22 protein-coding genes and 1 pseudogene are annotated in these 22,823 nt (G+C 69.4%); 7 read left to right on the forward strand and 16 right to left on the reverse strand.

Annotation, left to right across the window (positions count from 1 at the left end; genetic code table 11):
• Positions 1–94: 94 nt before the first annotated feature.
• Positions 95–1,651, reverse strand: a complete 1,557-nt coding sequence (guaA, locus tag AVR91_RS26140) for a glutamine-hydrolyzing GMP synthase (RefSeq protein ID WP_063275162.1) — start codon at positions 1,649–1,651, stop codon at positions 95–97.
• Between the two features lie 126 nt (positions 1,652–1,777).
• Here guaA and AVR91_RS26145 point away from each other — a divergent pair, with 126 nt between their 5' ends.
• Genes AVR91_RS26145 through AVR91_RS26155 form a run of 3 tightly spaced genes read left to right on the forward strand, consistent with a single transcriptional unit; the run spans position 1,778 to position 4,858 of the window.
• Positions 1,778–2,314, forward strand: coding sequence for a DinB family protein (locus AVR91_RS26145; RefSeq protein ID WP_063275161.1), 537 nt, complete (start codon positions 1,778–1,780; stop codon positions 2,312–2,314).
• 44 nt (positions 2,315–2,358) lie between these two features.
• Entirely contained in the window at positions 2,359–3,393 is a 1,035-nt protein-coding gene (locus tag AVR91_RS26150; protein ID WP_063275160.1) for a zinc-dependent alcohol dehydrogenase family protein, read from the forward strand.
• Positions 3,394–3,412: 19 nt separating this feature from the next.
• A complete protein-coding gene (locus tag AVR91_RS26155; RefSeq protein ID WP_063275159.1) occupies positions 3,413–4,858 on the forward strand; it encodes an aldehyde dehydrogenase family protein in 1,446 nt (481 codons plus the stop codon).
• Here AVR91_RS26155 and AVR91_RS26160 read toward each other — a convergent pair.
• Genes AVR91_RS26160 through AVR91_RS26175 form a run of 4 tightly spaced genes read right to left on the reverse strand, consistent with a single transcriptional unit; the run spans position 4,855 to position 9,186 of the window.
• Positions 4,855–6,294, reverse strand: coding sequence for an FAD-binding oxidoreductase (locus tag AVR91_RS26160; RefSeq protein ID WP_063275158.1), 1,440 nt, complete (start codon positions 6,292–6,294; stop codon positions 4,855–4,857). The genes AVR91_RS26155 and AVR91_RS26160 overlap by 4 nt on opposite strands.
• Positions 6,295–6,332: 38 nt before the next feature.
• Positions 6,333–7,127: an ABC transporter ATP-binding protein gene (locus AVR91_RS26165; RefSeq protein WP_063275157.1), complete on the reverse strand. Its 795-nt coding sequence runs from the start codon at positions 7,125–7,127 to the stop codon at positions 6,333–6,335.
• Positions 7,124–8,182, reverse strand: a complete 1,059-nt coding sequence (locus tag AVR91_RS26170) for a FecCD family ABC transporter permease (protein ID WP_016331171.1) — start codon at positions 8,180–8,182, stop codon at positions 7,124–7,126. Before AVR91_RS26170 ends, AVR91_RS26165 begins: the two co-directional genes overlap by 4 nt.
• Positions 8,179–9,186, reverse strand: a complete 1,008-nt coding sequence (locus AVR91_RS26175; protein ID WP_063275156.1) for a FecCD family ABC transporter permease — start codon at positions 9,184–9,186, stop codon at positions 8,179–8,181. Before AVR91_RS26175 ends, AVR91_RS26170 begins: the two co-directional genes overlap by 4 nt.
• A 53-nt stretch (positions 9,187–9,239) precedes the next feature.
• On the opposite strand from AVR91_RS26175, the gene AVR91_RS26180 reads away from it, so the two are divergent.
• Positions 9,240–10,223, forward strand: a complete 984-nt coding sequence (locus AVR91_RS26180) for an ABC transporter substrate-binding protein (RefSeq protein WP_211282772.1) — start codon at positions 9,240–9,242, stop codon at positions 10,221–10,223.
• A 19-nt stretch (positions 10,224–10,242) separates the two neighbouring features.
• On the opposite strand, the gene AVR91_RS44445 is transcribed toward AVR91_RS26180, so the two are convergent.
• The 3 genes and pseudogenes from AVR91_RS44445 to AVR91_RS26190 all read right to left on the reverse strand — a co-directional run bounded on the left by AVR91_RS44445 (position 10,243) and on the right by AVR91_RS26190 (position 12,679).
• Positions 10,243–10,629: a DinB family protein gene (locus tag AVR91_RS44445; protein ID WP_394329971.1), complete on the reverse strand. Its 387-nt coding sequence runs from the start codon at positions 10,627–10,629 to the stop codon at positions 10,243–10,245.
• Between the two features lies 1 nt (position 10,630).
• A pseudogene (locus AVR91_RS44530) lies at positions 10,631–10,882 on the reverse strand (maleylpyruvate isomerase N-terminal domain-containing protein); the annotation flags it as partial.
• 90 nt (positions 10,883–10,972) lie between these two features.
• Positions 10,973–12,679 (reverse strand): GMC family oxidoreductase N-terminal domain-containing protein, encoded by a 1,707-nt coding sequence (locus AVR91_RS26190; protein WP_063275155.1) that lies wholly within the window; start codon positions 12,677–12,679, stop codon positions 10,973–10,975.
• Positions 12,680–12,756: 77 nt separating this feature from the next.
• Between AVR91_RS26190 and AVR91_RS26195 the strand changes: the two genes are divergently transcribed.
• A complete protein-coding gene (locus tag AVR91_RS26195; protein ID WP_063275154.1) occupies positions 12,757–13,320 on the forward strand; it encodes a DinB family protein in 564 nt (187 codons plus the stop codon).
• A 491-nt stretch (positions 13,321–13,811) separates the two neighbouring features.
• Here AVR91_RS26195 and AVR91_RS26200 read toward each other — a convergent pair whose 3' ends face one another.
• From AVR91_RS26200 to guaB, 3 genes are all read right to left on the reverse strand, one after another.
• Positions 13,812–14,945, reverse strand: a complete 1,134-nt coding sequence (locus AVR91_RS26200; protein WP_034304399.1) for a GuaB3 family IMP dehydrogenase-related protein — start codon at positions 14,943–14,945, stop codon at positions 13,812–13,814.
• Positions 14,946–15,096: 151 nt separating this feature from the next.
• Positions 15,097–15,567 carry a DUF3574 domain-containing protein gene (locus AVR91_RS26205; RefSeq protein ID WP_063275153.1) on the reverse strand — a complete coding sequence of 157 codons (471 nt, stop codon included), beginning with the start codon at positions 15,565–15,567 and terminating at the stop codon, positions 15,097–15,099.
• Positions 15,568–15,648: 81 nt separating this feature from the next.
• The gene (guaB, locus tag AVR91_RS26210; RefSeq protein ID WP_016331163.1) at positions 15,649–17,160 is read right to left on the reverse strand and encodes an IMP dehydrogenase; all 1,512 of its coding nucleotides are present in this window, start codon (positions 17,158–17,160) and stop codon (positions 15,649–15,651) included.
• A gap of 135 nt (positions 17,161–17,295) precedes the next feature.
• Between guaB and AVR91_RS26215 the strand changes: the two genes are divergently transcribed.
• Entirely contained in the window at positions 17,296–17,682 is a 387-nt protein-coding gene (locus AVR91_RS26215) for a DUF5319 domain-containing protein (RefSeq protein WP_005166667.1), read from the forward strand.
• A gap of 100 nt (positions 17,683–17,782) precedes the next feature.
• On the opposite strand, the gene AVR91_RS26220 is transcribed toward AVR91_RS26215, so the two are convergent.
• The 5 genes from AVR91_RS26220 to AVR91_RS26240 form a co-directional block, all read right to left on the reverse strand.
• The gene (locus tag AVR91_RS26220; protein ID WP_063275152.1) at positions 17,783–18,730 is read right to left on the reverse strand and encodes an anti-sigma-D factor RsdA; all 948 of its coding nucleotides are present in this window, start codon (positions 18,728–18,730) and stop codon (positions 17,783–17,785) included.
• On the reverse strand, positions 18,731–19,303 hold the full coding sequence (locus AVR91_RS26225; RefSeq protein ID WP_026467317.1) for a sigma-70 family RNA polymerase sigma factor: 573 nt from the start codon (positions 19,301–19,303) through the stop codon (positions 18,731–18,733).
• A 381-nt stretch (positions 19,304–19,684) separates the two neighbouring features.
• Positions 19,685–20,281, reverse strand: coding sequence for a response regulator transcription factor (locus AVR91_RS26230; RefSeq protein WP_003073605.1), 597 nt, complete (start codon positions 20,279–20,281; stop codon positions 19,685–19,687).
• 140 nt (positions 20,282–20,421) lie between these two features.
• On the reverse strand, positions 20,422–21,261 hold the full coding sequence (locus AVR91_RS26235; protein WP_063275151.1) for a hypothetical protein: 840 nt from the start codon (positions 21,259–21,261) through the stop codon (positions 20,422–20,424).
• Positions 21,262–21,270: 9 nt separating this feature from the next.
• Positions 21,271–22,185, reverse strand: a complete 915-nt coding sequence (locus tag AVR91_RS26240; protein WP_172843608.1) for a MerR family transcriptional regulator — start codon at positions 22,183–22,185, stop codon at positions 21,271–21,273.
• Positions 22,186–22,415: 230 nt separating this feature from the next.
• On the opposite strand from AVR91_RS26240, the gene AVR91_RS26245 reads away from it, so the two are divergent.
• Complete coding sequence (locus AVR91_RS26245; RefSeq protein WP_007031108.1) at positions 22,416–22,736, forward strand: WhiB family transcriptional regulator; 321 nt, start codon at positions 22,416–22,418, stop codon at positions 22,734–22,736.
• Positions 22,737–22,823: the final 87 nt, after the last annotated feature.

Raw genomic sequence — 22,823 nt, forward strand, 5'->3', positions numbered from 1 at the left:
TGCGTTTAGCCCCCTAATCGCGATCTGGCCCGCGCCGGGTGCCCCAGGCCCAAAACGCAGTTAGCGGGCTAAACGCAGGTCGGGGCGGGAGCGGTCACTCCCACTCGATGGTGCCCGGCGGCTTGGACGTGACGTCCAGGACCACCCGGTTCACCTCGGAGACCTCGTTCGTGATGCGGGTCGAGATCCGCTCCAGGACCTCGTACGGCAGCCGCGTCCAGTCCGCGGTCATCGCGTCCTCCGACGACACCGGCCGTAGCACGATCGGGTGCCCGTAGGTCCGCCCGTCGCCCTGGACACCGACGCTGCGGACGTCGGCCAGCAGCACCACCGGGCACTGCCAGATCTCGCCGTCGAGCCCGGCCGCGGTGAGCTCCTCGCGCGCGATGGCGTCCGCCGCGCGCAGCGTCTCGAGCCGCTCGGCGTCGACGGCGCCGATGATCCGGATGCCGAGCCCCGGCCCGGGGAACGGCTGCCGCTGCACGATCGTCTCCGGCAGCCCGAGCTCCAGCCCGACGCGCCGCACCTCGTCCTTGAACAGCAGGCGCAGCGGCTCGACGAGCTCGAACTGCAGGTCGTCGGGCAGCCCGCCGACGTTGTGGTGGCTCTTGATGTTCGCCGCGCCCTCACCGCCGCCGGACTCGACGACGTCCGGGTACAGCGTGCCCTGGACCAGGAATTTGTAGTCGCCCTCGGCCTTGAGGTCGCGCTCGGCCTGCTCGAACACGCGGATGAACTCGCGGCCGATGATCTTGCGCTTCTCCTCGGGGTCGGTGACCCCGGCCAGCGCGTCGAGGAACCGGTCGCGCGCGTCGACGGTCACCAGGTTGACCCCGGTCGCGGCGACGAAATCGCGTTCGACCTGGGTGCGCTCGCCCGAGCGCAGCAGGCCGTGGTCGACGAACACACAGGTCAGCCGGTCACCGATGGCCCGCTGGACCAGCGCTGCGGCCACGGCGGAGTCGACACCGCCGGAGAGACCGCAGATCGCGCGGCCGTCGCCGACCTGCTCGGCGATGCGCTTGACCTGGTCGTCGACGATGGACGACGTCGTCCACTGCGGCTTGATGCCCGCGATGTCGTGCAGGAAGCGGCGGAGCACCTCCTGGCCGTGCGGCGAGTGGTGCACCTCGGGGTGGTACTGGACGCCGGCGAAGCGGCGCTCGACGTCTTCGAACCCGGCGACGGCGGCGCCGTCACTCGAAGCGGTCACGGTGGCGCCCTCGGGGGCCTTGGTGACGCTGTCGTTGTGGCTCATCCACGCGGGCTGGTTGCTCGGGAGACCGGCGTGCAGGACGCCGCCCTCACCGGCGACGCGGACCTCGGTGCGGCCGAACTCGCGGATCCCGGTCGGCTCGACGGTGCCGCCGAGGGCCTGCGCGAGCACCTGGTGGCCGTAGCAGATGCCGAAGATCGGCACGCCCGCGTCGACCAGCCCCGGGGCGAGAGCGGGCGCGTTCTCCGCGTACACGCTGGACGGACCACCGGAAAGGATGATCGCGGCGGGGTCCTTGGCGAGGATGTCCTCGGCGGTGGCGGTGTGCGGGACGACCTCGGAGTAGACCTGCGCCTCACGCACCCGGCGCGCGATCAGTTGCGCGTACTGCGCCCCGAAGTCCACGACGAGTACCGGACCGGTGGGACTGGGCACCTGAAACCTCCAGATCAGAGCAGTACGCTTCCCCACCATCGTCCCAGGTGGGCCCGGTCACCCCGCCGCCAACCCCCTCACGATTCAGGACAGCGGCTGACCGCGAGGCGGCCTAGCGTCGGGGACATGGGCATCGACTGGAGCAAGGAACTCTCCGAACAGCTCGACTGGCATTGGCAGAACCACCTGCGCCCTCGGCTGAAGACCCTGACCGACGACGAATACTTCTGGGAACCCGTCGAGGGCTGCTGGACGATCCGGGTGGGCAAGACCGGAGAGATCGACATCGATTGGGCGTACCCGGAGCCGTCTCCGCCGCCGGTGACGACGATCGCCTGGCGCCTCGCCCACATCATCGTGGGCGTGTTCGGGATGCGGAACGCGTCGCATTTCGGCGGCCCGCCCGTCGACTATCAGACCTTCCCCTACGCGGCCTCCGCCGAAGAAGCGCTGGAGCAACTCGACGACGCCTACGCGCGCTGGCGTGACGGCGTCCGCGGCCTCACCGCCGAAGACCTCGAACGCCCCTGCGGCGAGGCTGAGGGCCCGTACGCGGACTACCCCTTAGCGACTCTCGCCCTGCACATCAACCGGGAGGCCATCCACCACGGCGCCGAAATCCTCCTGCTGCGCGACCTCCACCGATCGCGTTTAGCGGGCTAAACGCGACGCGCCCATACTGGGGCCAGCCGAGGAAAGGACCCGTCTTGCGAGCGACACTCATCTACGGCGCCGGTGACGTACGCGTCGAGACCGTCCCGGACCCGAAGCTGAGCGAACCGACCGACGCCCTCCTCCGCGTCGTCCGCTCCTGCATCTGCGGCAGCGACCTCTGGCCGTACGGCAGCATGCCCGCACGCGACCGCGGCGTCCGGATCGGCCACGAGTTCCTCGGTGTCGTCGAGGCCGTCGGCTCCGATGTCACCACACTCAAGCCGGGAGACCTGGCCGTCGCGCCCTTCGTCTACTCCGACAACACGTGCCAGTTCTGCCGCGAGGGCCTCCACACCTCCTGTCTTCACGGCGGAAACTGGGGCGCGAAGGGTGTCGACGCCGGCCAGGGCGAGGCCGTCCGCGTCCCGCAAGCCGACGGCACACTCGTGAAACTGCCGCACACCGAAGACGACGATCTGCTCGCCTCGTTCCTCACGCTCTCCGACGTGTTCGCGACCGGCCATCACGCGGCGGTCAAAGCGGGCGTGAACGAGCGCACCACCGTCACTGTCATCGGTGACGGTGCCGTCGGTCTCTCCGCGGTTCTCGCGGCCAAGCGGCTCGGAGCCGAGCGCATCATCCTGATGGGCCGCCACCGGGCCCGCACGGACCTCGGCCGCGAGTTCGGCGCGACAGACGTCGTAGCCGAGCGCGGCGACGAAGGCATCGAGAAGGTCCGAGAGCTGACAAACGGCGAAGGCACGCACACCGTCCTCGAATGCGTCGGCACGAAGCCCGCCTTCGAGATGGGCGTCGGCGCTGTCCGCCCCGGCGGCACGGTCAGCCGCGTCGGCGTGCCGCAGTACGCCGAGGGCCCGATCGGCCCCGCGCTCTTCCGGCGCAACATCACCGTCACCGGCGGCGTGGCGCCCGCGCGCCACTACATTCCCGAGCTGCTCGAAGACGTCGTCGAGGGCAAGTACCAGCCGGGCAAGGTCTTCGACCGGACCATCGGGCTCGAAGAGGTCCCCGACGGTTACCGGGCGATGGCGGACCGCGAAGCGCTCAAGGTGCTCGTCAAGCCCTGACTGGAATACCTTGTCACCCATGGACATGATCACCCCGGAGCCGCGCCCCGCCTGGATCGCCGGGCGCCCCGAGCAGGGCGCTTCGACGCTCACCGTGCACCACCCCTTCGACGGAAGCGAAGTCGCCACCGTCGCGGTGCCCGGCCCTGATCAGGTCGACCGAGCGGTGAGCGCGGCGGTGAACGTCGCGAAGGAGTTCCGGCGTTCCTCGGCGCACACCCGCGCCGCGGCGCTCGACCACGTTTCGCGGGTCATCGCGGGCCGGGCCGAGGAGATCGCCGAGGTCATCACCGCCGAGAACGGCAAGCCGCTCAAATGGGCCGAGGCCGAGGTGCGGCGCGCGGTGTCGGTGTTCCGGATCGCCGCCGAGGAGGCCCGCCGGTTCAGCGGTGACCTGCAGCGGCTGGACACCGACCCGGCGGGCGAAGGCAGGCTGGCGCTCACCCGTCGCATTCCGCGCGGCCCGGTGCTGGGGATCGCGCCGTTCAACTTCCCGCTGAACCTGGTGGCGCACAAGGTCGCGCCGTCGCTCGCGGTCGGCGCGCCGATCATCGTCAAACCCGCGCCGCGGACACCGCTGGCCGCGCTGATCCTCGGCGAGATCCTGGCCGAGACCGATCTGCCCGAGGGCGCGTTCTCGGTGCTGCCGCTCGGCAACGAGGAGACGTCGGCGCTGGTCGCGGATCCCCGGCTGCCGGTCGTGTCGTTCACCGGCTCGGGTCCGGTCGGCTGGTCGATCGCGGACGCCGCGCCGCGCAAGCACGTGGTCCTCGAACTCGGGGGCAACGCGGCCGCGGTCGTGCTCCGCGACTGGCCGGATCCCGAGGGCGCGGCGGAGCGGATCGCGACCTTCGGCAACTACCAGGCCGGGCAGTCCTGTATCGCCGTGCAACGCGTCATCGTCGAACGCGAGGTCGCCGAAGAATTCGTGCCCGCCTTGGTGGAGGCCGTGAAGGCCCAGCGGACCGGCGACCCGTACGACAAGAACACCGATGTGGGCCCGGTCGTCGACGAGGCGGCCGCGGAGCGGATCGTGGCCTGGATCGACGAGGCCGTCGCCGCGGGCGCGAAGATCCTCACCGGCGGCAAACGTGACGGAGCCACGGTGGAGCCGACCGTGCTCTCCGACGTCCCACCGTCCACAAAGGCCTGGGCGGAGGAGATCTTCGGCCCGGTGCTCGCGGTGTCCATTGTGGATGGTGTCGACGAGGCCTTCGCGTCGGTCAACGAATCCGCCTACGGCTTGCAGGCCGGCGTGTTCACCCGCGACGTCCATCTCGCCTTCTACGCGTCGACGGAACTCGAAGTCGGCGGCGTGATCATCGGCGACGTCCCGTCCTACCGCGCGGACCAGATGCCGTACGGCGGCGTCAAGGGATCGGGCGTCGGCAGGGAAGGCGTTCTCGCCGCGATGCACGACCTCACCGAGGAACGGGTCACCGTCTTCACCGGCATCGACCTCTAATCCGGGGTGACGGCCTGCGCGAATCCGAAGACCTTGTCCGGGTCGTAGGATTTGGCCACCTGCTTGAGACGGGTGGCATTGTCGCCGTAGTACGCCGTCATCCAGTCGGGCAGGGCGGGGTCGATGTAGTTGACGTAGCCCCCGCCCAGCCCGAGCCCTGTCACCACTTCCGCGACGGAATCCGTTGCGGCGGAACGGTTACGCGTGTCCGCCTGGCTGTAGATCTGCACGCTGCCGATCGCCTTCCGATGCCAGAACGCGGTGGCGTCCGGCGCGACGTCGGCGACAGCGCCGCCGAGCCCGTCGACCAGGAGATCCATTACGCGCCTGCCCTTGAGCACGGAAGTCAGCTTCGCGGGATCCGCCGGTTCTTCGAGTATCCGCGATGAGGCCACAAAGGACTGTCGGCTTTCGCTGCCGGAGAAGTACTTCATCGCACCGAGGTAGTCGAGCTGCTTGACCGAACGCGTCGCGCCGGGGAGTCCGTCCAACAACTTGCCCAAGGAAGCGGAATCGCCGACGTAGCACCCGGAAACGCGCGCACCGACCGGCGATCCCCCGGACAGCACGACGTTCGCCCACAACTCCGGCGGCGCTTCGGGAAGCCACCGCTGCCACGCGGCGAGCACGTCTTCCGCGCTGCCCGCCGGGAAACGCAAGGAAAACACCGAAACGGCCGAAGGTGCCGGATCGGTGCGAAAGGTGAACGAGGTGACGACACCGAAGTTGCCGCCTCCCCCACCGCGCAACGCCCAGAACAGCTCGGGCTCGGACTCCGCCGACGCCGTCCGCAGTTTCCCGTCCGCCGTCACGACTTGCGCGGACACCAGGTGATCACAGGTGAGGCCGTATTTCCGGGCGAGGACACCGATTCCGCCGCCGAGCGTCAGCCCGGCGATCCCGACACTGGGACAGGAACCAGCGGGCAGGCAACGTCCCGCGGCGCCGAGCGTCGCGTAGACGTTCTTCAGTTTCGCGCCCGCGCCGATCACGACCCGTTCACCTTGGACGTCCACTGAGGACATTCCGCCGAGGTCGATCATCAAGCCACCATCGGGAACCGAATAGCCCGCGTAGCTGTGGCCGCCACTGCGAGCGGCGATCGGGACCCGCCGTGCCGCGGCGGAAACGGCTTCCTGCACGTCTTCCGGTTTGACGCAGTTCGCGATCGCGGCGGGCTTGAGCCCGTCGAAGGCCGGGTTGAACACGCGTTTGGCGTTGTCGTAGCCGGAATCACCTGGCAGGAGAAGGGAGATCTTGTTCCGCAGCGCGGCCCAGTCCGGCGGGCCGGACGGTGGCGTGACACCGGTGCTCGGCGGCAACGACGTTCCGGGCGCGGAACTGGGCGCCGCCCCGGGAGGCGCGGCCGAGCACGCCGTCGCGGCCATTCCGGCCACGGTCGCACCGGCGAGTTTGAGGAACGCCCTTCTCTCCATGCCCGTTTAGACGCATCGCGGACGGGCAGGTTGCGACGCTACGCCCGAAGGTGTGCACTCACCGGCACGACCAGCGGAGTACCGGACACCGGATCCTCCATGACCTTCGCCGACAGGCCGAAGATCTCGTCGAGGAGCGGCTCGGTGAGCACTTCCGCGGGCGGGCCCTGCGCGACGATCCGGCCGCCGCGCATCGCGACCAGCTTGTCCGCGTACCTGGCGGCGAGGTTCAGATCGTGCAGCACCATCACCACGGTGGTCCCGCGTTCCTTGTGCAGCCGGTAGACCAGGTCCAGCACGTCGATCTGGTGCGCGAGGTCGAGGTAGGTGATCGGCTCGTCGAGCAGGAGCAGCCCGGTCTCCTGGGCGAGCGTCATCGAGATCCACGCCCGCTGGCGCTGCCCGCCGGAAAGCTGGTCGACGACCCGGCCCGCGTACTCGTCCATCCCGGTCAGCCGCAGCGCCCGCTCGATCGCCTCGTCGTCGGAGGAGGACCACTGCCGGTACCAGCTCTGGTGCGGATGCCGTCCACGCCGGACCAGGTCGGAGACGGTCAGTCCTTCGGGGGCGGACGGCGTCTGCGGCAACAGGCCGATGATCTTGGCGACCTCACGCGTCGGCAGTTTGTCGATCCGATCACCGTCCAGCAGTACCGCGCCCTGGCGTGGCTTGAGCAACCTCGCCAGCGCACGCAGCAGCGTGGATTTGCCGCAGCCGTTGGGGCCGATGATCGCGGTGACGGTCCCGTCGAGGACGTCGAGGTCGAGCCCGGTCACGACGGGCGTTTCGCCGTAACCGAGTTCCAGCTCCCGGGCACGCAGTCTGGCGTTCACGCGCGCTCCTCCTTACGGCTGCGGATGAACAGGAAGATCAGGTACGGCGCACCGAGGATCGCCGTCAGGACGCCGACCGGGAGCCCGGACAGGACCGGGGTCACCCGCACCACGAAGTCCGCGCCGACGGTGAGCAGCGCGCCGAGGATCATCGATCCGAACAGCGGCGGCTGCGCCGAGCGGACCAGCCTCAAGGCGATCTGCGGGGTCGCCAGCGCGACGAAGGTGATGGGCCCGGCGGCCGCGGTGGCGACGGCGGCCAAAGCCGCGCCGAGCAGCAACAAGGTGCCTCGGGCGGCGTCGACCCGGATGCCGAGGCCGCGCGCGGTGTCGTCGCCGAACTGAAGCCCGCCGATGGTGTGCCCGGCGATCAGCGTGACCGGCGCGAGCACGGCCAGCGCGAGCAGGACCGGGCCGACCGATTCCCAGCCGACGTCGGCCAGGCTGCCCACGATCCACGTCGTCGCGCGTGCCGCGTTGTCGACGTCTCCGACGGTCAGCAGCCAGTACACGAGGTTGTAGCCGACGGCGGACAGCGCGATGCCGATCAGGACCAGGCGGTAGCCGTCGATCCCGCGCCGCCACGAAAGGGCGTACAGCAGGATTCCCGCGATCACTCCGCCCGCGAGTCCGGCGAGCGGGACGCCCAGCGTGCTCGCCAGGCCGCTGACCTGGCCACCCGTGCCGCCGGCGACGATCACGCCGACCGCGCCGACCCCCGCGCCCCAGGTGATCCCGAGGATGTCCGGGCTGGCCAGCGGATTCCGGGCGATGGTCTGGAACAGCGCACCCGAAAGGCCGAGGGCCGCGCCGACGCCGATCGCGGTCAGCGTGCGCGGCATCCGCAGATCGAAGATGATCCCGCGTTCCCGCGCGGTACCGCCGCCGAACAGCGTCTTCAGGACGTCGCCGAGCCCGATGTGGGAGGTGCCGATGCCGATGTTCAGCGCCGCGACCAGCACCAGCGCGATCGCCGCGAGCGTCGCGACGGCGAGCGTCCTCGGCCGGACCGTCCAAGCCGCCGGGCCGAGCGAAATCACCTTGGGAGCCGTCATATCCGTGCCAGGCCCTTCTTGCGGACGAGGTGGACGAACACCGGCACGCCGAGCACCGCCAGCATGATGCCGACCTCCAGGCTGTCCGAGGCGACGACGCGGCCGAGGAGGTCCGCGGCGAGCAGCAGGATCGCGCCGAGCACCGCCGAGAACGGCACCAGCCAGCGGTAATCGGGTCCGCTGATCGCCCGCGCGAAATGTGGGACGAGCAGCCCCAGGAACGCGATCGGCCCGCAGGCGGCGACGGCTGCCCCGGTCAGCAGCGTGATCGCGGCGACCCCGAGCAACCGTGTCCGGCCGACCCGCCGCCCGAGCGCGACCGCGACGTCGTCACCGAGCGCGAGCGTGTTCATCCCTGGCGTGTTGATCACCGCGAGAAGCAGGCCCGCGGCCACGAAGGGGGCGGTCTGCCCGATCATCGCGGGATCCCGGCCCGCGATCGAACCCACGTGCCAGAAACGGTACGTCTCCATCCCGCGGTCGTCGCCGAGCACGATCGCGGAGATGACGCCGTTGAGCAGGGCGCTCACCGCGGCCCCGGCCAGCGCGAGCGTCACCGGTGTGGCGCCCCGGCCGCCGACGGCGCCGAGCAGGAACACCACGGCACTCGCGACGAGGGCGCCCGCGAAGCCGAACCAGATGAACGCGTAGAGGTCGTCGATGCCCAGCACGACGACGGCGAGCACCACCGCGAACGCCGCGCCCTGGGTGACGCCGAGCAGTCCGGGGTCCGCGAGCGGATTACGGGTGTGGCCCTGCATGAGCGCCCCGGCCGCGCCGAGCGCGAGTCCCGCCAGGACACCGAGCAGCGTGCGTGGCACCCGCAACGAACGGACGATCAGGTGATCCGGCACACCCGCGGGATGGAAGATCGCGTCCCAGACGACACCCAAAGGAATCGAACGCGCACCGAGGGCGACACTCGCGACGCAGATCACAGCGAGGAGAGTGACGAGCAGGGCTCCCGCTGTCGCCTTTCCAACACGAACTTCCACTGTGGACATCCGCCATCCTATGCTCCGGTTAGGAAAGCCTAACCGCAGAGAAAGAGTGACCCATGACCCCACCCCGGCGCGCAGTCGTCGCCTTCGCCGTGACCGCCTGCCTGGCACTCTCCGCTTGCGGTGGCGGAGCACAGGAATCCGCCTCCACCGGCACCGGCCAAAGTGGATTCCCGCGCACCATCGACCACGTGATGGGCTCGACCACGATCGACAAGCAGCCCGTCACCGTCGCGGCGCTGGACTCCAGCTACGTCGACGCGACACTGGCGCTCGAGACGAAAGTCGTGGCATACACCAAATATCGCAACTACGACAAGTTGCCGGACTACCTCGGCGACGACCGCAAGTACGCCGAGGGCGCCAAGGAGATCGGTGCGCTCGAAAGCCCGGACATCGAGAAGCTGTACGACATCAAGCCGGATCTGATCGTGTCGGCGAAGGTGCGCCACGAGAAGTTCTACGCCGAGTTCGGCAAGGTCGCGCCCACGGTGTTCAGCCAGACCACCGGCGCCACCTGGAAGGACAACATCCGGATGCTCGGCAAGGCGCTGGGCAAGGAAGCTTTGGCGGACCAGAAGATCAAGGCCTACGAGGAGCGTGCCCGCAAGGTCGGTGACGCGATCAAGGCCAAGCTCGGCAAGCCCGCCGCCGTGTCGGTGGTCCGCTTCGTCGAAGGCGAGCCGACCGTGCGGCTCTACAGCAGCGCGTCGTTCCCCGGGACCGTGATGGCGGACGCCGGTTTCCAGCGGCCCGCCGGGCAGCCGGACAACAAGACGAAGATCTCCAACGATCTCAGCCAGGAAGAGATCGGAAAGCTCGACGCCGAAGCGATCTTCGTCGCCACGTACGCCGACGAGACGAAGCAGGCCGAGAGCCCCAAGACGAAGTTCCAGTCGAACCCGCTTTGGGGCACCCTCAAGGGAAAGGTGATCGACGTCAACGACACCACCTGGTTCACGTCGGTCAGCCTGCAGGGCGCGCACGCCATGCTGGACGACATCGCGAAGCAGTTCGGCGTGGACTCGTTCCGCGCTTAGTCCTTTGTGGACCGAGCCGTCACAGCCAATGCGGCAGTGGCGGCGCGGTACCGTCCAAAGTGGATCCGTCGCTACGGCCGGTGATCCACGCCAGGACATCGCCCGGGGATCCGGTCAGCGTGACCGGCTCTCCGGTGCCCATCCGCCATTCGTGACGCGTCCCGTCCTCACCGACGGCGACCAGCAGGACCGAGGGCAGCTCGCCGCCGTACATGCCGATGGCGTTGCCGACGACGATCTCGAACTCGTCGCCGAGCAGCTCGGCGACCCGCGCGAAGTCGTAGCCGAGATCGAGATCCGCCAAGTGGATGGCGGTCTCGGAGAGCCTGAGCCACAGCACGAACTCCGCCGGGATCTCGCGCCCCTGCCGGGCGCGCACGCGGGCCGGCCACGCGTCGTCCGGCATGCTCGACGCGACTTCGACGAACCGCGCCGCGGACGCGACGACGTCTTCCGCGATCCTCGGCGGACCGGTACGCACCCTTCTCGATGTCGTCGTCCCTGGCCGCCTCACCGGCGTACATCGGCGTCTCGACACCCGATTTCGCCCAGGTGAGCAGGTTGACCAGGCCGTCGGCGTTACGCGCCAAGTGGGACAGCAGATGCGCACGCGTCCAGCCGGGCAACCCGCTGGGAGCGTGGACGGCCTCCTCGTCCATCTGTCCTACTACGCGCGCCCATTCTTCGTGGAGGGCGCGGACGCGGTTCAGTAGCGCGTGTGCGCGTTCGGAGGCTGTCACTCCCCCAATCTATCGCCGAAGTGCCGCCGGCGCGGCCGCCGGAACCGCGGGGTTCTTCGGCGCGATCGGTTCGAGCCGCGCGTACGGCGCGTCCTGCGACGGCCTGTTGTCCTTTTCGCCCTTGTTGGGCCAGAACGAGAACGCCCGCTCGGCCTGCGCGGTGATGGTCAGCGACGGGTTCACGCCGAGGTTGGCCGTGATCGCCGATCCGTCCACAATAGACAGGCCGGGATAGTTGAAGACCCGGTGGTACGGGTCGATCACGCCGTTGTCGGCCGCCGTGCCGATCGGAGCGCCGCCGATGAAATGCGCCGTCAGCGGGATGTCGAAGATCTCGCCCCAGGTGCCACCCGCCATGCCGCCGATACGCTCGGCGGTGCGGAGGTTGGCCTCGTGCCCCGCGGGGATGAAGCTGGGGTTCGGCTCGCCGTGGCCCTGTTTGGACGTGTACTTGCGGCGGCCGAAGAGCCCGCGCTTGGTGTACGTGGTGATGGAGTTGTCGAGGCTTTGCATCACCAGCAGGATCACCGTGCGCTCGCTCCAGCGGTAGCCGTTGAGCAGCTTCACGGTCTGGACGGGGTGCTTGACCATGAAGTTCACGGCCTGGCGCCAGCGCGGGACCGCCGAGTCGCCTTCGGTGGCGATGGTCTGGAGCAGGCTCATCGCGTTGCTGCCCTTGCCGTAGCGGACGGGCTCGATATGCGTGTTGTCGTCGGGGTGGATCGACGACGTGATCGCGACGCCGCGGCTGAAGTTCCGCTCCTCGTCGACCGAGGTGCGGGCGGCGCCGATGATGGCCTCGGAGTTGGTGCGGGTCAGCTCGCCGAGACGCGGCGAGAGCTTCGGCAGCTTGGCGGTGTCGCGCATGCTGTGGAGCAGGTTCTGCGTGCCCCACGTGCCGGCGGCGAGCACCACCTGCGCGGCGGTGAGCTTGTGCCGGAACCTGCGCGAGGTGGTCCCGGTCTTCCTGATGCTCACCTCGTACCCACCTGCGTTTAGCGGGCTAATCGCGCTCACGGTGGTCAGGGGGATGACCTTCGCGCCGTCCTTCTCAGCGAGGTACAGGTAGTTCTTGACCAGCGTGTTCTTGGCGCCGACGCGGCAGCCGGTCATACAGGAGCCGCATTCGGTGCAGCCGGTGCGCGCCGGGCCCGCGCCGCCGAAGTACGGGTCCTCCGCGCGCTCGCCCGGCTTGCCGAAGTACACGCCGACGGGCGTCGGGTGGTACGACTCCGGCACGCCCATGTCCTCGGCGACGCCCTTCATGACGACGTCGGACGGCGTGACGCTGGGGTTGGTGACGACGCCCAGCATCCGGCTGGCCTGGTCGTAGTGCGGGCCGAGCTCGGCCTCCCAGTCGGTGATGTGCGACCACTGCGGGTCCACGTAGAACGGCTTCAGCGGGCGATACAGCGTGTTCGCGTAGACCAGCGAGCCGCCGCCGACGCCCGCGCCGGCGAGCACCATGACGTCCTTGAGCATGTGGATGCGCTGGATGCCGTAGCAGCCGACCTGGGGCGCCCAGACATAGCGGCGGAGGTCCCAGGAGGTCTTCGCGAACTCGTCGTCGGCGAAGCGGCGCCCCGCCTCGATGACGGCGACGCGGTAGCCCTTTTCGGTCAGGCGCAGGGCGGCGACACTGCCGCCGAACCCGGAGCCGACGACGATCACGTCGTAGTCGAAGTCGTCTTCAGTGGTGGTGTTACTCGCAGTCACACCCTCGACTGTAACCCCGGCCACCCCTTCTGACCAGAGGTAAGTTACTCGCCGGTTACCTTCCACTCGGATGGTGCATGCTCGGAGTCGTGATCGACGATTTCGCGAAGGAATACCTGCACAGTGACCTGCGAGAGATCCGTGAAGCGATGCTCCGGAAGCTCGACGGGCTCTCCGAGTACGACATCCGGCGTCCGCTGACGTCGACGGGGACCAATCTTCTCGGCCTGGTCAAGCACCTGGCGGCGTGGGAGGCGCGCTACTTCGGCGAGGTCTTCGATCGGCCGTTTCCCGGGGCGATCCCCGAGCGCGGGACCGACCTGTGGGCGACCGAGGACGAAACCCGCGAGGAGATCGTCGGCCGGTACCGGCGTGTCTGGGAGCACTCCGACGCGACCATCGCCGCGCTTCCCATCGACGCGCCCGGACGGGTGCCATGGTGGCCGAGGCCCGACGTGATGCTGTTCAACATCCTGGTCCACATGCTCACCGAAACCAGCCGTCACGCCGGGCACGCCGACATCCTGCGAGAGCAACTGGACGGCTCCGTCGACCTGGCCCCCACCAAGGACCCGGCCTTCTGGGAATCCCGCCGTACCGAAATCACCCAGGCCGCCCGGGCGGCCTCAGAGCGCCTTTAGCGGGCTAAACGCGAAACTGGCGGGGCGCACGGGGCGGATGTGACTGCTGGGGTCAACGACGGCGCCGAGGCAGGACACGGAAGAGATCTCCAAGGGCCCGGATAATCGCCGGACGCTCACCCGGCTTGGTTCCTCGCAATGCGATCAGGAGGGCGAACAGGCGAGTCAGAAAACCGCCGAGGAGAGCGCCTCCTACCCAAAGAACATGTTCAGAACTCACAACCACGGCGTTCATCGGCACCTCTCAGGGCACACGGCCGAAGGGCGGACGTTCGCGAGCGAACTCCGCGCAGGCCGGTATCGGCATGGCTGAGGTGCCACGCCCTCCCTCGATCGGCGCGACGCCGAGGTCGCAGCCGAGAAGGAGCCTCGCGGCTACATCCATTCTAGGAGTGCCCCGTTAGCCCACTCAGGTGCATTCATCCCAGCGACACAGACCGGTCCGGATCGCGTTTAGCGGGCTAAACGCGATCCGGACCGGGGAGCGAGCGTCAGCGGCGAACGGTCAGGCCGACCCGCTGGAACTCCTTCAGGTCCGAGTAGCCCGTCTTCGCCATCGCGCGGCGAAGCGCGCCGAAGAGGTTCACGACGCCCTCGGCGTCCGAGGACGGCCCGAACAGCAGCGTCTTCAGGTCGACGGCGTAGTCCGGCCCCAGCGCCACGCGCGAACGCGGCAGCGACGGGTGCGCGGCCGCCGACGTCCAGTACAGCCCCTGCCCCGGCGCCTCGGACGCGGCGGCCAGCGGCGCGCCCAGCATGACCGCGTCGGCACCGCAGGCGATGGCCTTGGCGATGTCGCCGGACGTGCTCATCCCGCCGTCGGCGAGCACGTGGACGTACCGGCCACCGGTCTCGTCGAGGTAGTCGCGGCGCGCGGCCGCGGCGTCGACGATCGCGGTCGCCATCGGCGTCCCGATCCCGAGCACGCTGTCGGTGCTCGTCACGCCGCGGCTCGCCCCGTGGCCGACGATGACGCCGGCCGCGCCGGTACGCATCAGGTGCATCGCGGTGCGGTAGTCGCTGACACCGCCCGCGATCACCGGGACGTCGAGCCGTCCGATGAAGTCCTTCAGGTCCAGCGGTTCGGCGTCGCGCTGGACGTGCTCGGCCGAGATGATCGTGCCCTGCACGACGAGGATCTCGACGCCCGCCGCAAGCAGATCCGGCGTCAGCTCGGCAGCGTGCTGCGGGCTGACCCGCGCCGCCACGGTGACCCCGGACTCGCGGACGGTCTTGATCGCTTCGGTCAGCAGGTCCAGCCGGATCGGGGCGGAGTGCAGCTCCTGCAGCTCACGCACGATCGCGGTCGGGTCCTCGGTGTCCTCGGCGGCCCGGACGAGGCGGAAGATCGCGTCCTCGACGTTCGGGTGCCGCGCCCAGAGCCCTTCGGCGTTGAGGACGCCCAGCCCGCCGAGCTCCCCGACGGCCACCGCGGTTCCCGGCGACACGATCGCGTCGGTGGGGTGCGTGACCAGCGGCAGCTCGAACCGGTACGCGTCGATCTGCCAGGCGGTGGACACGACCGAAGACGACCGGGTGCGCCGCGACGGCACGATCTCCACGTCATCGAGGTCATACGCCCGCCGCGCGGTGCGGCCCATGCCGATCTCGACCAGATCCCGCACGTCAAGTCCCTTCTCACCGACGACCGTTACACCCCATTGTCGCTAGGCCGCGTGGGTGACCTGCGCACGGGGCACCCGAACCGGGCCGGAAGTCACACCAGCCCCAGGTGCCCCACCCGTTTCGCGTTTAGCCCGCTAAAGGCGCTCCGGGTCAGAAGGAGACCTTCTCCACGGAGTCGGTCCGCAGGACGGATTCCTGCGAGAAGGCCTTCTTGTAGTCGGTCCGGATCTCTTCGATCTCGCGGTTCGCGTCGCGATCGCTGAACGGGTACACGACGACGATCACCTTCGATTTCTCTCGCGAGATGACACCGTCCGAACCGCGCCACTGCCCGCGTCCGGTCAGCTCGGTGAACCCGTCCGGGAACCTCGGCGTGACGGCCTTGTCGGTGAACGCGGCGAACTCGGCGTCGGTCAGCTCCCCGCCGCCCGGCTTAGTCGTCCCGAAGTACAGCTCGGTGCGCTTCCACAGCTCACCCGGCGACGCCTGAAGAGCGGCGGCCTCGGGTGCCGAAGGCGCGGCGGAAGCGGTGGGGACGGCGGAAGCCGCCACGCCACCGCCGAGCCCGAGGGCGGCGGCGGCGAAGACGGCGAGCGCGGTCCGGCGCGACGTGAAAGACATCGGGTTCCTCCCAGGAGACTTGATCAGCGGGCCAAGTCTCCCGGGAACGGAACCGGATGGGTAAGTGTCCTAAGGGGCGGACTAACGGGTGGTGTAGTTCGGCGCCTCGACGGTCATGGTGATGTCGTGCGGGTGGCTCTCCTTGAGCCCGGCCGCGGTGATCCGCACCAGCTGCGCCTCCTGCAGCTCGGGGATCGTCGACGCACCCGCGTAGCCCATACCCGACCGCAGCCCGCCCACCAGCTGGTGGACGACGTTCGCGAGCGGCCCGCGGAACGGGATCCGCCCCTCGATGCCCTCGGGGACCAGCTTGTCCTCGCTCAGCACGTCGTCCTGGGCGTAGCGGTCCTTCGAGTACGACTTCGCCTCGCCGCGCGACTGCATGGCGCCCAGCGAGCCCATGCCGCGGTAGGTCTTGAACTGCTTGCCGTTGACCAGGATCAGGTCGCCGGGCGATTCGGCGGTGCCCGCGAGCAGGCTGCCGAGCATCACCGTGGACGCGCCGGACGCGATCGCCTTCGCGATGTCACCCGAGTACTGGATGCCGCCGTCGCCGATCACCGGGATCCCGGCCGGGCGCGCCGCCTGGTCGGCCTCGTAGATCGCGGAGATCTGCGGCACGCCGACCCCGGCGACGATGCGGGTGGTGCAGATGGAACCGGGGCCGACGCCGACCTTGATCCCGTCCGCGCCCGCGTCCACCAGCGCCTGCGCGCCGGCCCGGGTCGCGACGTTGCCGCCGACGATGTCGACGGTTTCGCCCAGTTCCTTCTTCAGCAGCGCGACGGTCTCGACGACGGCGCGGGAGTGCCCGTGCGCGGTGTCGACCATCAGCACGTCCACCCCGGCGTCGGCCAGCGCCATCGCGCGCTTGTGCCCGTCCGGGCCGACCCCGACGGCGGCACCGACGATCAACCGGCCGTTGGTGTCCTTGGAGGCGTTGGGGTACTGCTCGGTCTTAACGAAGTCCTTGACCGTGATCAGCCCGCGCAGCTTGCCGGCACCGTCGACGATGGGCAGCTTCTCGATCTTGTGGCGGCGCAGCAGCCCGAGCGCGGCCTCGGCGGTGACGCCGACCTGCGCGGTGACCAGCGGCGGCTTCGTCATCACCTCGTGCACCGCGCGGGTGTGGTCGACCTCGAACCGCATGTCGCGGTTGGTGATGATGCCCACCAGCGTCCCGGCGGCGTCCGTGACGGGCACGCCGGAGATCCGGAACCGCGCGCACAGGGCGTCGACCTCGGCGAGGGTGTCCTCGGGCGAGCACGTGACCGGGTCGGTCACCATGCCCGCTTCGGAGCGCTTCACGACCTCGACGGCGGCCGCCTGGTCGTCGATCGGCAGGTTCCGCTGCAGCACGCCCATCCCGCCCTGGCGCGCCATCGCGATGGCCATCCGGCCTTCGGTGACCGTGTCCATGGCGGCGGAGACCAGCGGGATGTTCAGGGTGACGTTGCGCGAGAGCCGGGTGCGGGTGCTGACCGCACTGGGCACCACGTCGGACTCGGCCGGCAGCAGCAGCACGTCGTCGAAGGTCAGCCCGAGCATGGCGAACTTGCTCGGGACGGGGGCGGTGACGCTGTCGCTGGTCATAGCAGGCGAAGGGCCTTCCTGGCGGTGATGGAGGGAAGCCGCCGTGGCTGGTGGCATCGTGGCGGGGGCCTGCTCCTCATGATATCCGGGCCGGGCGGCCGCCCGGCCCGGGTGGGCGCCCGGTAGCGTGCAGGCGTGCCGCAAGATGCGTTGCCCCCAGACCCGTTCGCGGATGACCCGGACGACCCGGCCCGCGCGTTCATCGACGACGCCGACCGGCTCGACGAGCCGATCAGCGACGAAGAGCGCACCGAGTTGCTGGCCGACCTCTCCGATCTCGCCGTCTACCAGGCGCTTCTCGAACCGCGCGGAGTACGCGGGATCGTGGTCGACTGCGGTGAATGCGACGAACCCCACTATCACGACTGGCATCTGCTGCGCGCCAGTCTCGAGCAGCTGCTCGCCGACGGCCGCATGCGGCCGCACGAGCCCGCGTTCGATCCGAACCCTGGTGACTACGTGAGCTGGGACTACTGCCGCGGCTTCGCGGACGGTGTCACGGCCAACGAGAGCGCCTACTGATCGCGTTTAGCCCGCTAAANNTAGCGGGCTAAACGCGATCTGAGACACCGAAGGGCCTGGTGAGAGGGATCTCACCAGGCCCTTTCGGCGTTCTGGGGTGTTACGGCGTCTCGACCGCGCCCGCGGGAGCCTGCGCTCCGGCGCCGGGCGACGGCTCGTTCCGCGAGCCGCCCGGGTCGTTGCCCGAGGCCGGCGGCGTGGTCGACGTCGTGGGCGGCGGGGGCTCACTGGTCGTGGCCGGCGGAGTCGGCGAGGGGGTCGTGGTGCCCGGCAGGCTCGTGCCGGGGTTGCCGCCTCCCGGCAGCGAAGTCGGCGGAGCCGTCGGCTGCGTGGTGGGCTGCGGGGTGGTCGCGACCGGGGTCTGCGTCGGCGACTGCTGATCCGGGGGCAGCGGCTGCTGACCGGGGTTCTGCAGCTGAGCGCTCAACTGACGATGCTGTTCGAGCAGCTGATCGCGGTTTTCTTCGTCGGTCACCTGGTTCAGCGCGGCCTGAGCCTCGTCGAGCGCCTTGCGGGCGTCGTCGAGGCGCCCGCCGGCGAGCGCGAGGTTGGCCTTCTCGAGATCTAGTTTGGCCGCTGCGGCGGCCTCGACCGACCGGGCGTGGTCGGCGTAAAGCACCTTGGTCAGGCCCCAGAGAGTGTCACCAGGCTGCGCGTCCTTCGCGGCGAGACCGGTACCGGCGAAGGCGATGGCCAGGACGGCCGCGGCGGCGGCCACCGGGACCAGCAGCCGGCGTCTTCCCCCGTGTTTGCGGGCGATCGCGGCGCTCTTCACGGTGACGACGGCGGTGTCGACGTCGACGAGTTCCGCGAGCGGTTCGCTGTCGATGTCGCGCCGCCAGGCCAGCAGCAGGGCGTTGAGCTCTTGATCGCCGAGGTCGTCGGCCATCTTCGGATCCGAGCCGCCGAGTGCGTCGAGCAGCGCGTCGTCGGCCTGGACGGCCGACAGATCAGCTGCGAACTCGGCTTCCGAGGGCGTCAGCCCTCTTTCGAAAGCCGTCAGTTCACGATCGGTCCCAGGGGAGAACCGACGGTCGCGATCGGTCACTCAGATCACCTCCTCAGCGGCCAGAACCTTACGTAGGCGCGCGAGGGCGCGATGCTGAGCCACCCGGACGGCGCCGGGGGTGGACCCCACGGCCTCTGCCGTCTCTTCGGCGGACAATCCCACGACAACCCGCAGGACCACGATCTCACGCTGTTTGTCGGGAAGGACGCGCAGCAGCTGCGACATGCGCTCGTTCAGCTCGCCTTGGAGAGCACGCTGCTCGGGACCGACGCCGCCCTCGACCTCGTCGGGGACTTCGGCGACCGGCTCGGCGCGGTTGCGGGCCGCGGCGCGATGCGCGTCGGCCACCTTGTGCTGGGCGATCCCGTAGACGAAGGCCAGGAACGGGCGGCCCTGATCACGGTACGAAGGCAATGCCGTGAGCACCGCGAGACACACCTCCTGAGCAACGTCGTCTGCGGAAGCGAACGAACGCTCCTGCCTGCCAACCCGAGCGCGGCAGTACCGCACTACCAAAGGACGGATGGCCGCCAGCAACCGCTCGACCGCTTGAGGATCACCCTCAACAGCAGCGGCGACCGGCTCATCCAGTCCGTCCCCCACATTGGCCATCGCAGACAACAGTCCCAGTGTTACGTATAGGCGTGCAAAGAGTCCGGCGCGTGACTTCGGAGACCACTACCGGTGACAGCTACCGTACCGCCCGGGTCCGCCGCCTTCACTGACGGCCGTCATCGGCGCGCCGCCCTTCCGGCGAGCGCGCTGAACCCGGGTCTTCCTGGTTCCCTTCGCTCGTAGTCGAACTTTCAACGAGCCGGAACGCAGCGGGGTACGACGGTTCGCCCGGAGGCGGACTCGCTCGGGCAAGAGTGCCTGAGCGTCGAACATAAATGCGCGAAGCGTGACAGGGAACACAGGTACGGGCCAGGGGTATTCCCCCGGCCCGTTCGTCACCCGTTGTGCAATCTGACCGATGAAATCAGGAAAGCGTTGTCAGGAAACAAGTCCACGGCGGAATCCGTGGGCGACCGCCTGAGCGCGGTCACGAACGCCGAGCTTGCGGAACAAGCGGCGCGCGTGGGTCTTCACGGTGTCTTCGGACAGGTACAGCTCGCGGCCGATCTGTCCGTTGCTCTTGCCCTGGCTCATCCCGCGAAGCACCTGGAGCTCGCGCTCGGTGAGCTGGACACCGGGGTCGGACGGCTGGCGCGGCGCCGGCACCGAGGTGCTGGCGAGCGTGTGCGCCAGCGCGGCGACCAGCTCGGGACGCGAGGCGTCCCAGCGCAGGTAGCCGCGCGCGCCGCCGGCGATGGCGGCGGCGATGCTGCCCGCGTCGTCCGGGGCGCCGAACACGATCACGTTCGCTTGGGGGTTCGCAGAGACGAGCCGCCGGGTGGCTTCGACGCCGGTGGGGACAGCGCGCTGGGTTCCCACCAGCACGACGTCGACCGGCTGACGGGAGTACCGGGCCAGCAGCTCGTCACCGTGCGCTACGCAGTCGATGCGACTGACCCCTGGGACCGCGGACATCACTCGAGTGAGCCCTTCGCGGACACTGCGTCGGTCGTCGCAGATCAAGACCGTCGTCACGGGGTTTCCTTCCTGCAGCCGGGTGACATTCCACTTCCCCTATCGGACGCTTTAGCCCGAACCTTGACACGATCCGGTGGCTTTTTTTGAAAGTTCTTAGCCCGGTTGCCGGAATGGGCCCTCCAACAGGCTAGACGCCCTCAGAGGGGGACCCACGGAGATTCCCGGGCGAGCCACCTCCCGCAAGGATCCGCATGCCGTAACACTGCGTGCAACAGTTCGGCACTTCTGGATCGATACTCATCGGCGTGTCCTGCCCCGAAGTCCGCCTCGAGCAGGCATGCCACCCACAGAAGTGAATTGAATTCGTATTTCTCGGCGGTTTCACGCGCGCTCTCTACCAGCGCTTTCGCGCGATCCCTCTCAGCGGAACCGCCATTCGCGATCGTCACGGCGAGTACAAGGCTCGATTTGACGACATGTCGGCACGCACCCCTGGCACGCGCGGTTTCCAACGCCATTTCCGCCGGCGCGATGGCCGCCCCGGAAATGTTACCCGCCAGTTCGATTTCCGCGCCCACCCAACCGGCCCTGGTCCGGGTCCGCCAGTTGCCGCAGTGCACGTCCGCCCGCGCGACCAACCGCCGGGCGGCGGTCAGCCTGCCGCGCCCGAGGTTGTCCGCCGCGAGCCCCAGGAGGGCGTCCGCTCGCGCGCCCTCGGCGTCGAGACCGTCGGGGTCGGGCTCGCCTGACGGCTCCGCGATCGCCAGCGCGAGCGCCTCGCCGTCGAGGACGAGCGCCGCCGTGTGCCCGCCCAACTGCCGCCGATGCGACGCCAGCGTGCTCGCGGCCAGCGACGCGAACACCGGGCCACCGTTCACGCGCAACCCGTTCAGCAGCGTCGCCGCCGCCGCGTACCGGCCGCGGGCACCGAGCCCGATGGCGGCGAGCAGCCGTCCGCGAGGCGACGCGGGCACCGCGAACGGGTCCGGCGGCGGCACGCCGTCGCCGAACGCGGCGGACCGCAAGGACGTTTCCATGCGTCCTTTCTATCGCCTCGCACCGACAAGAACGTGCTCGATCCGGTCGGCGGCGGTCGTCAGTTCGCCGAGCAGTTCGATCTTGTCCGGGAGGGTGGCGGGATCCCAGCCGGGACCGCACGCGAACAGCCTGCTGCGCTGACGGCCGCGGGACACCCTGGCGAACAGGCGCGGGTCCGCGGTCGCACGACGGCCGGACCACAGGACGACCGCCGCCGGGACGCTGCGGCGGACGGTCACGGCGAGCACTTCGGCGGGCAGGGACGCTCCGAACAGCTGGGCGCCGATCCGGCGTCCCGCCAGCGCCGCGGCGAGCGCGTACATCGGCATGTTGTCGCGCTCGTCCGGCACGCAGGTCAGCAGGACGGGGCGTTGGTTACGCGGTTCGCGGAGCACCGGCGTCGCGCGGACGAGGGCGGCGTACACGCATTCGGCGAGCAGGTACTCGACCTCCGCTCCGGCGCTCACGCCGCGCCAGCGCGCGCCGAGCGCGGTCAGCACCGGCGACACGACGCCGGTCCAGGCAGGCAGGACGCCGAGTTCGCGGATCGTGTCGGCGAGCATGCGCTGCACCGCGCCGAAATCCATCGCGAGCGCGGCCGTGCTCAAGCGCCTGGCGAGGCGGGACGGGACGTCGTGGTCCTCCGCGGCCGGTGCGGCGGCCTGCTCCGCCACTTGGACGACGGCGGTCTCCGGAGGCTCTGTCGCCGTCCTGGGCATTTGCTCGAGCGCGTACTTCGCAGCTTCGGCCGTCGAGGCGCCGCGAAGAAGGGCTCGTTGCATCAGTTCGAGACGGCCGATGTCGGAGCTGCCGTAGCGGCGGTGGCGGCCGTTGGTGTGGCGACTCGGCCCTACGCCGTATCTGCGGTCCCAGGTGCGCAGGGTGGACGGTGCGACCCCGAGCCGGCGAGCGACGGAGGCCACCGGCAGGGTGGGTTCTTCACTGCTGGTCCGAGATCCCACTCGACCCAATATCCAGGCAGGCCGGAGCAGGGGCAACCGGAGCGGAAAGTACGGCTCACACATCCGGGGGATGCCTAACGGCTGAATCGTCTTGAATCTCTTGAACAAGTATTGGCGCGCTTCTAACGTTACCGCCGTTGCACCGAATGGAGTATCCGCAGCGCAGCAGAGCAGGTAAACGCTTCGACCGGATGACGGAGGCGGTCAGGATGGCGGACACACGCAGGCTCCCGGGGCCCAACGCGGATGTATGGGACTGGCAGCTCGAAGGGTCGTGCCGAGGCATGGACAGCGCGTCCTTCTTTCACCCTGACGGCGAGCGCGGGCCGGCCAGAGCCCGTCGCGAGGCGCGGGCCAAAGCCGTGTGCCTGGCCTGCCCGGTACTGGCGATGTGCCGGAACCACGCACTCGCCGTGCACGAGCCGTACGGGATCTGGGGCGGGCTGTCGGAATCGGAACGCGAGCACATCATCAAGGCGGACAAGCGCACATTGAGCATGTCGAACGGCTGATCCGGCCGAGTCGGCAACGCGGAAGGGCGGCATCCGGGTGGGGTGCCGCCCTTCCGCATGTCCGGGCACCGGATCGCGTTTAGCCCG

Origin of the sequence: Amycolatopsis keratiniphila subsp. keratiniphila, from assembly GCF_001620365.2 — a bacterium.
Classification (GTDB): Bacteria; Actinomycetota; Actinomycetes; order Mycobacteriales; family Pseudonocardiaceae; genus Amycolatopsis; species Amycolatopsis keratiniphila.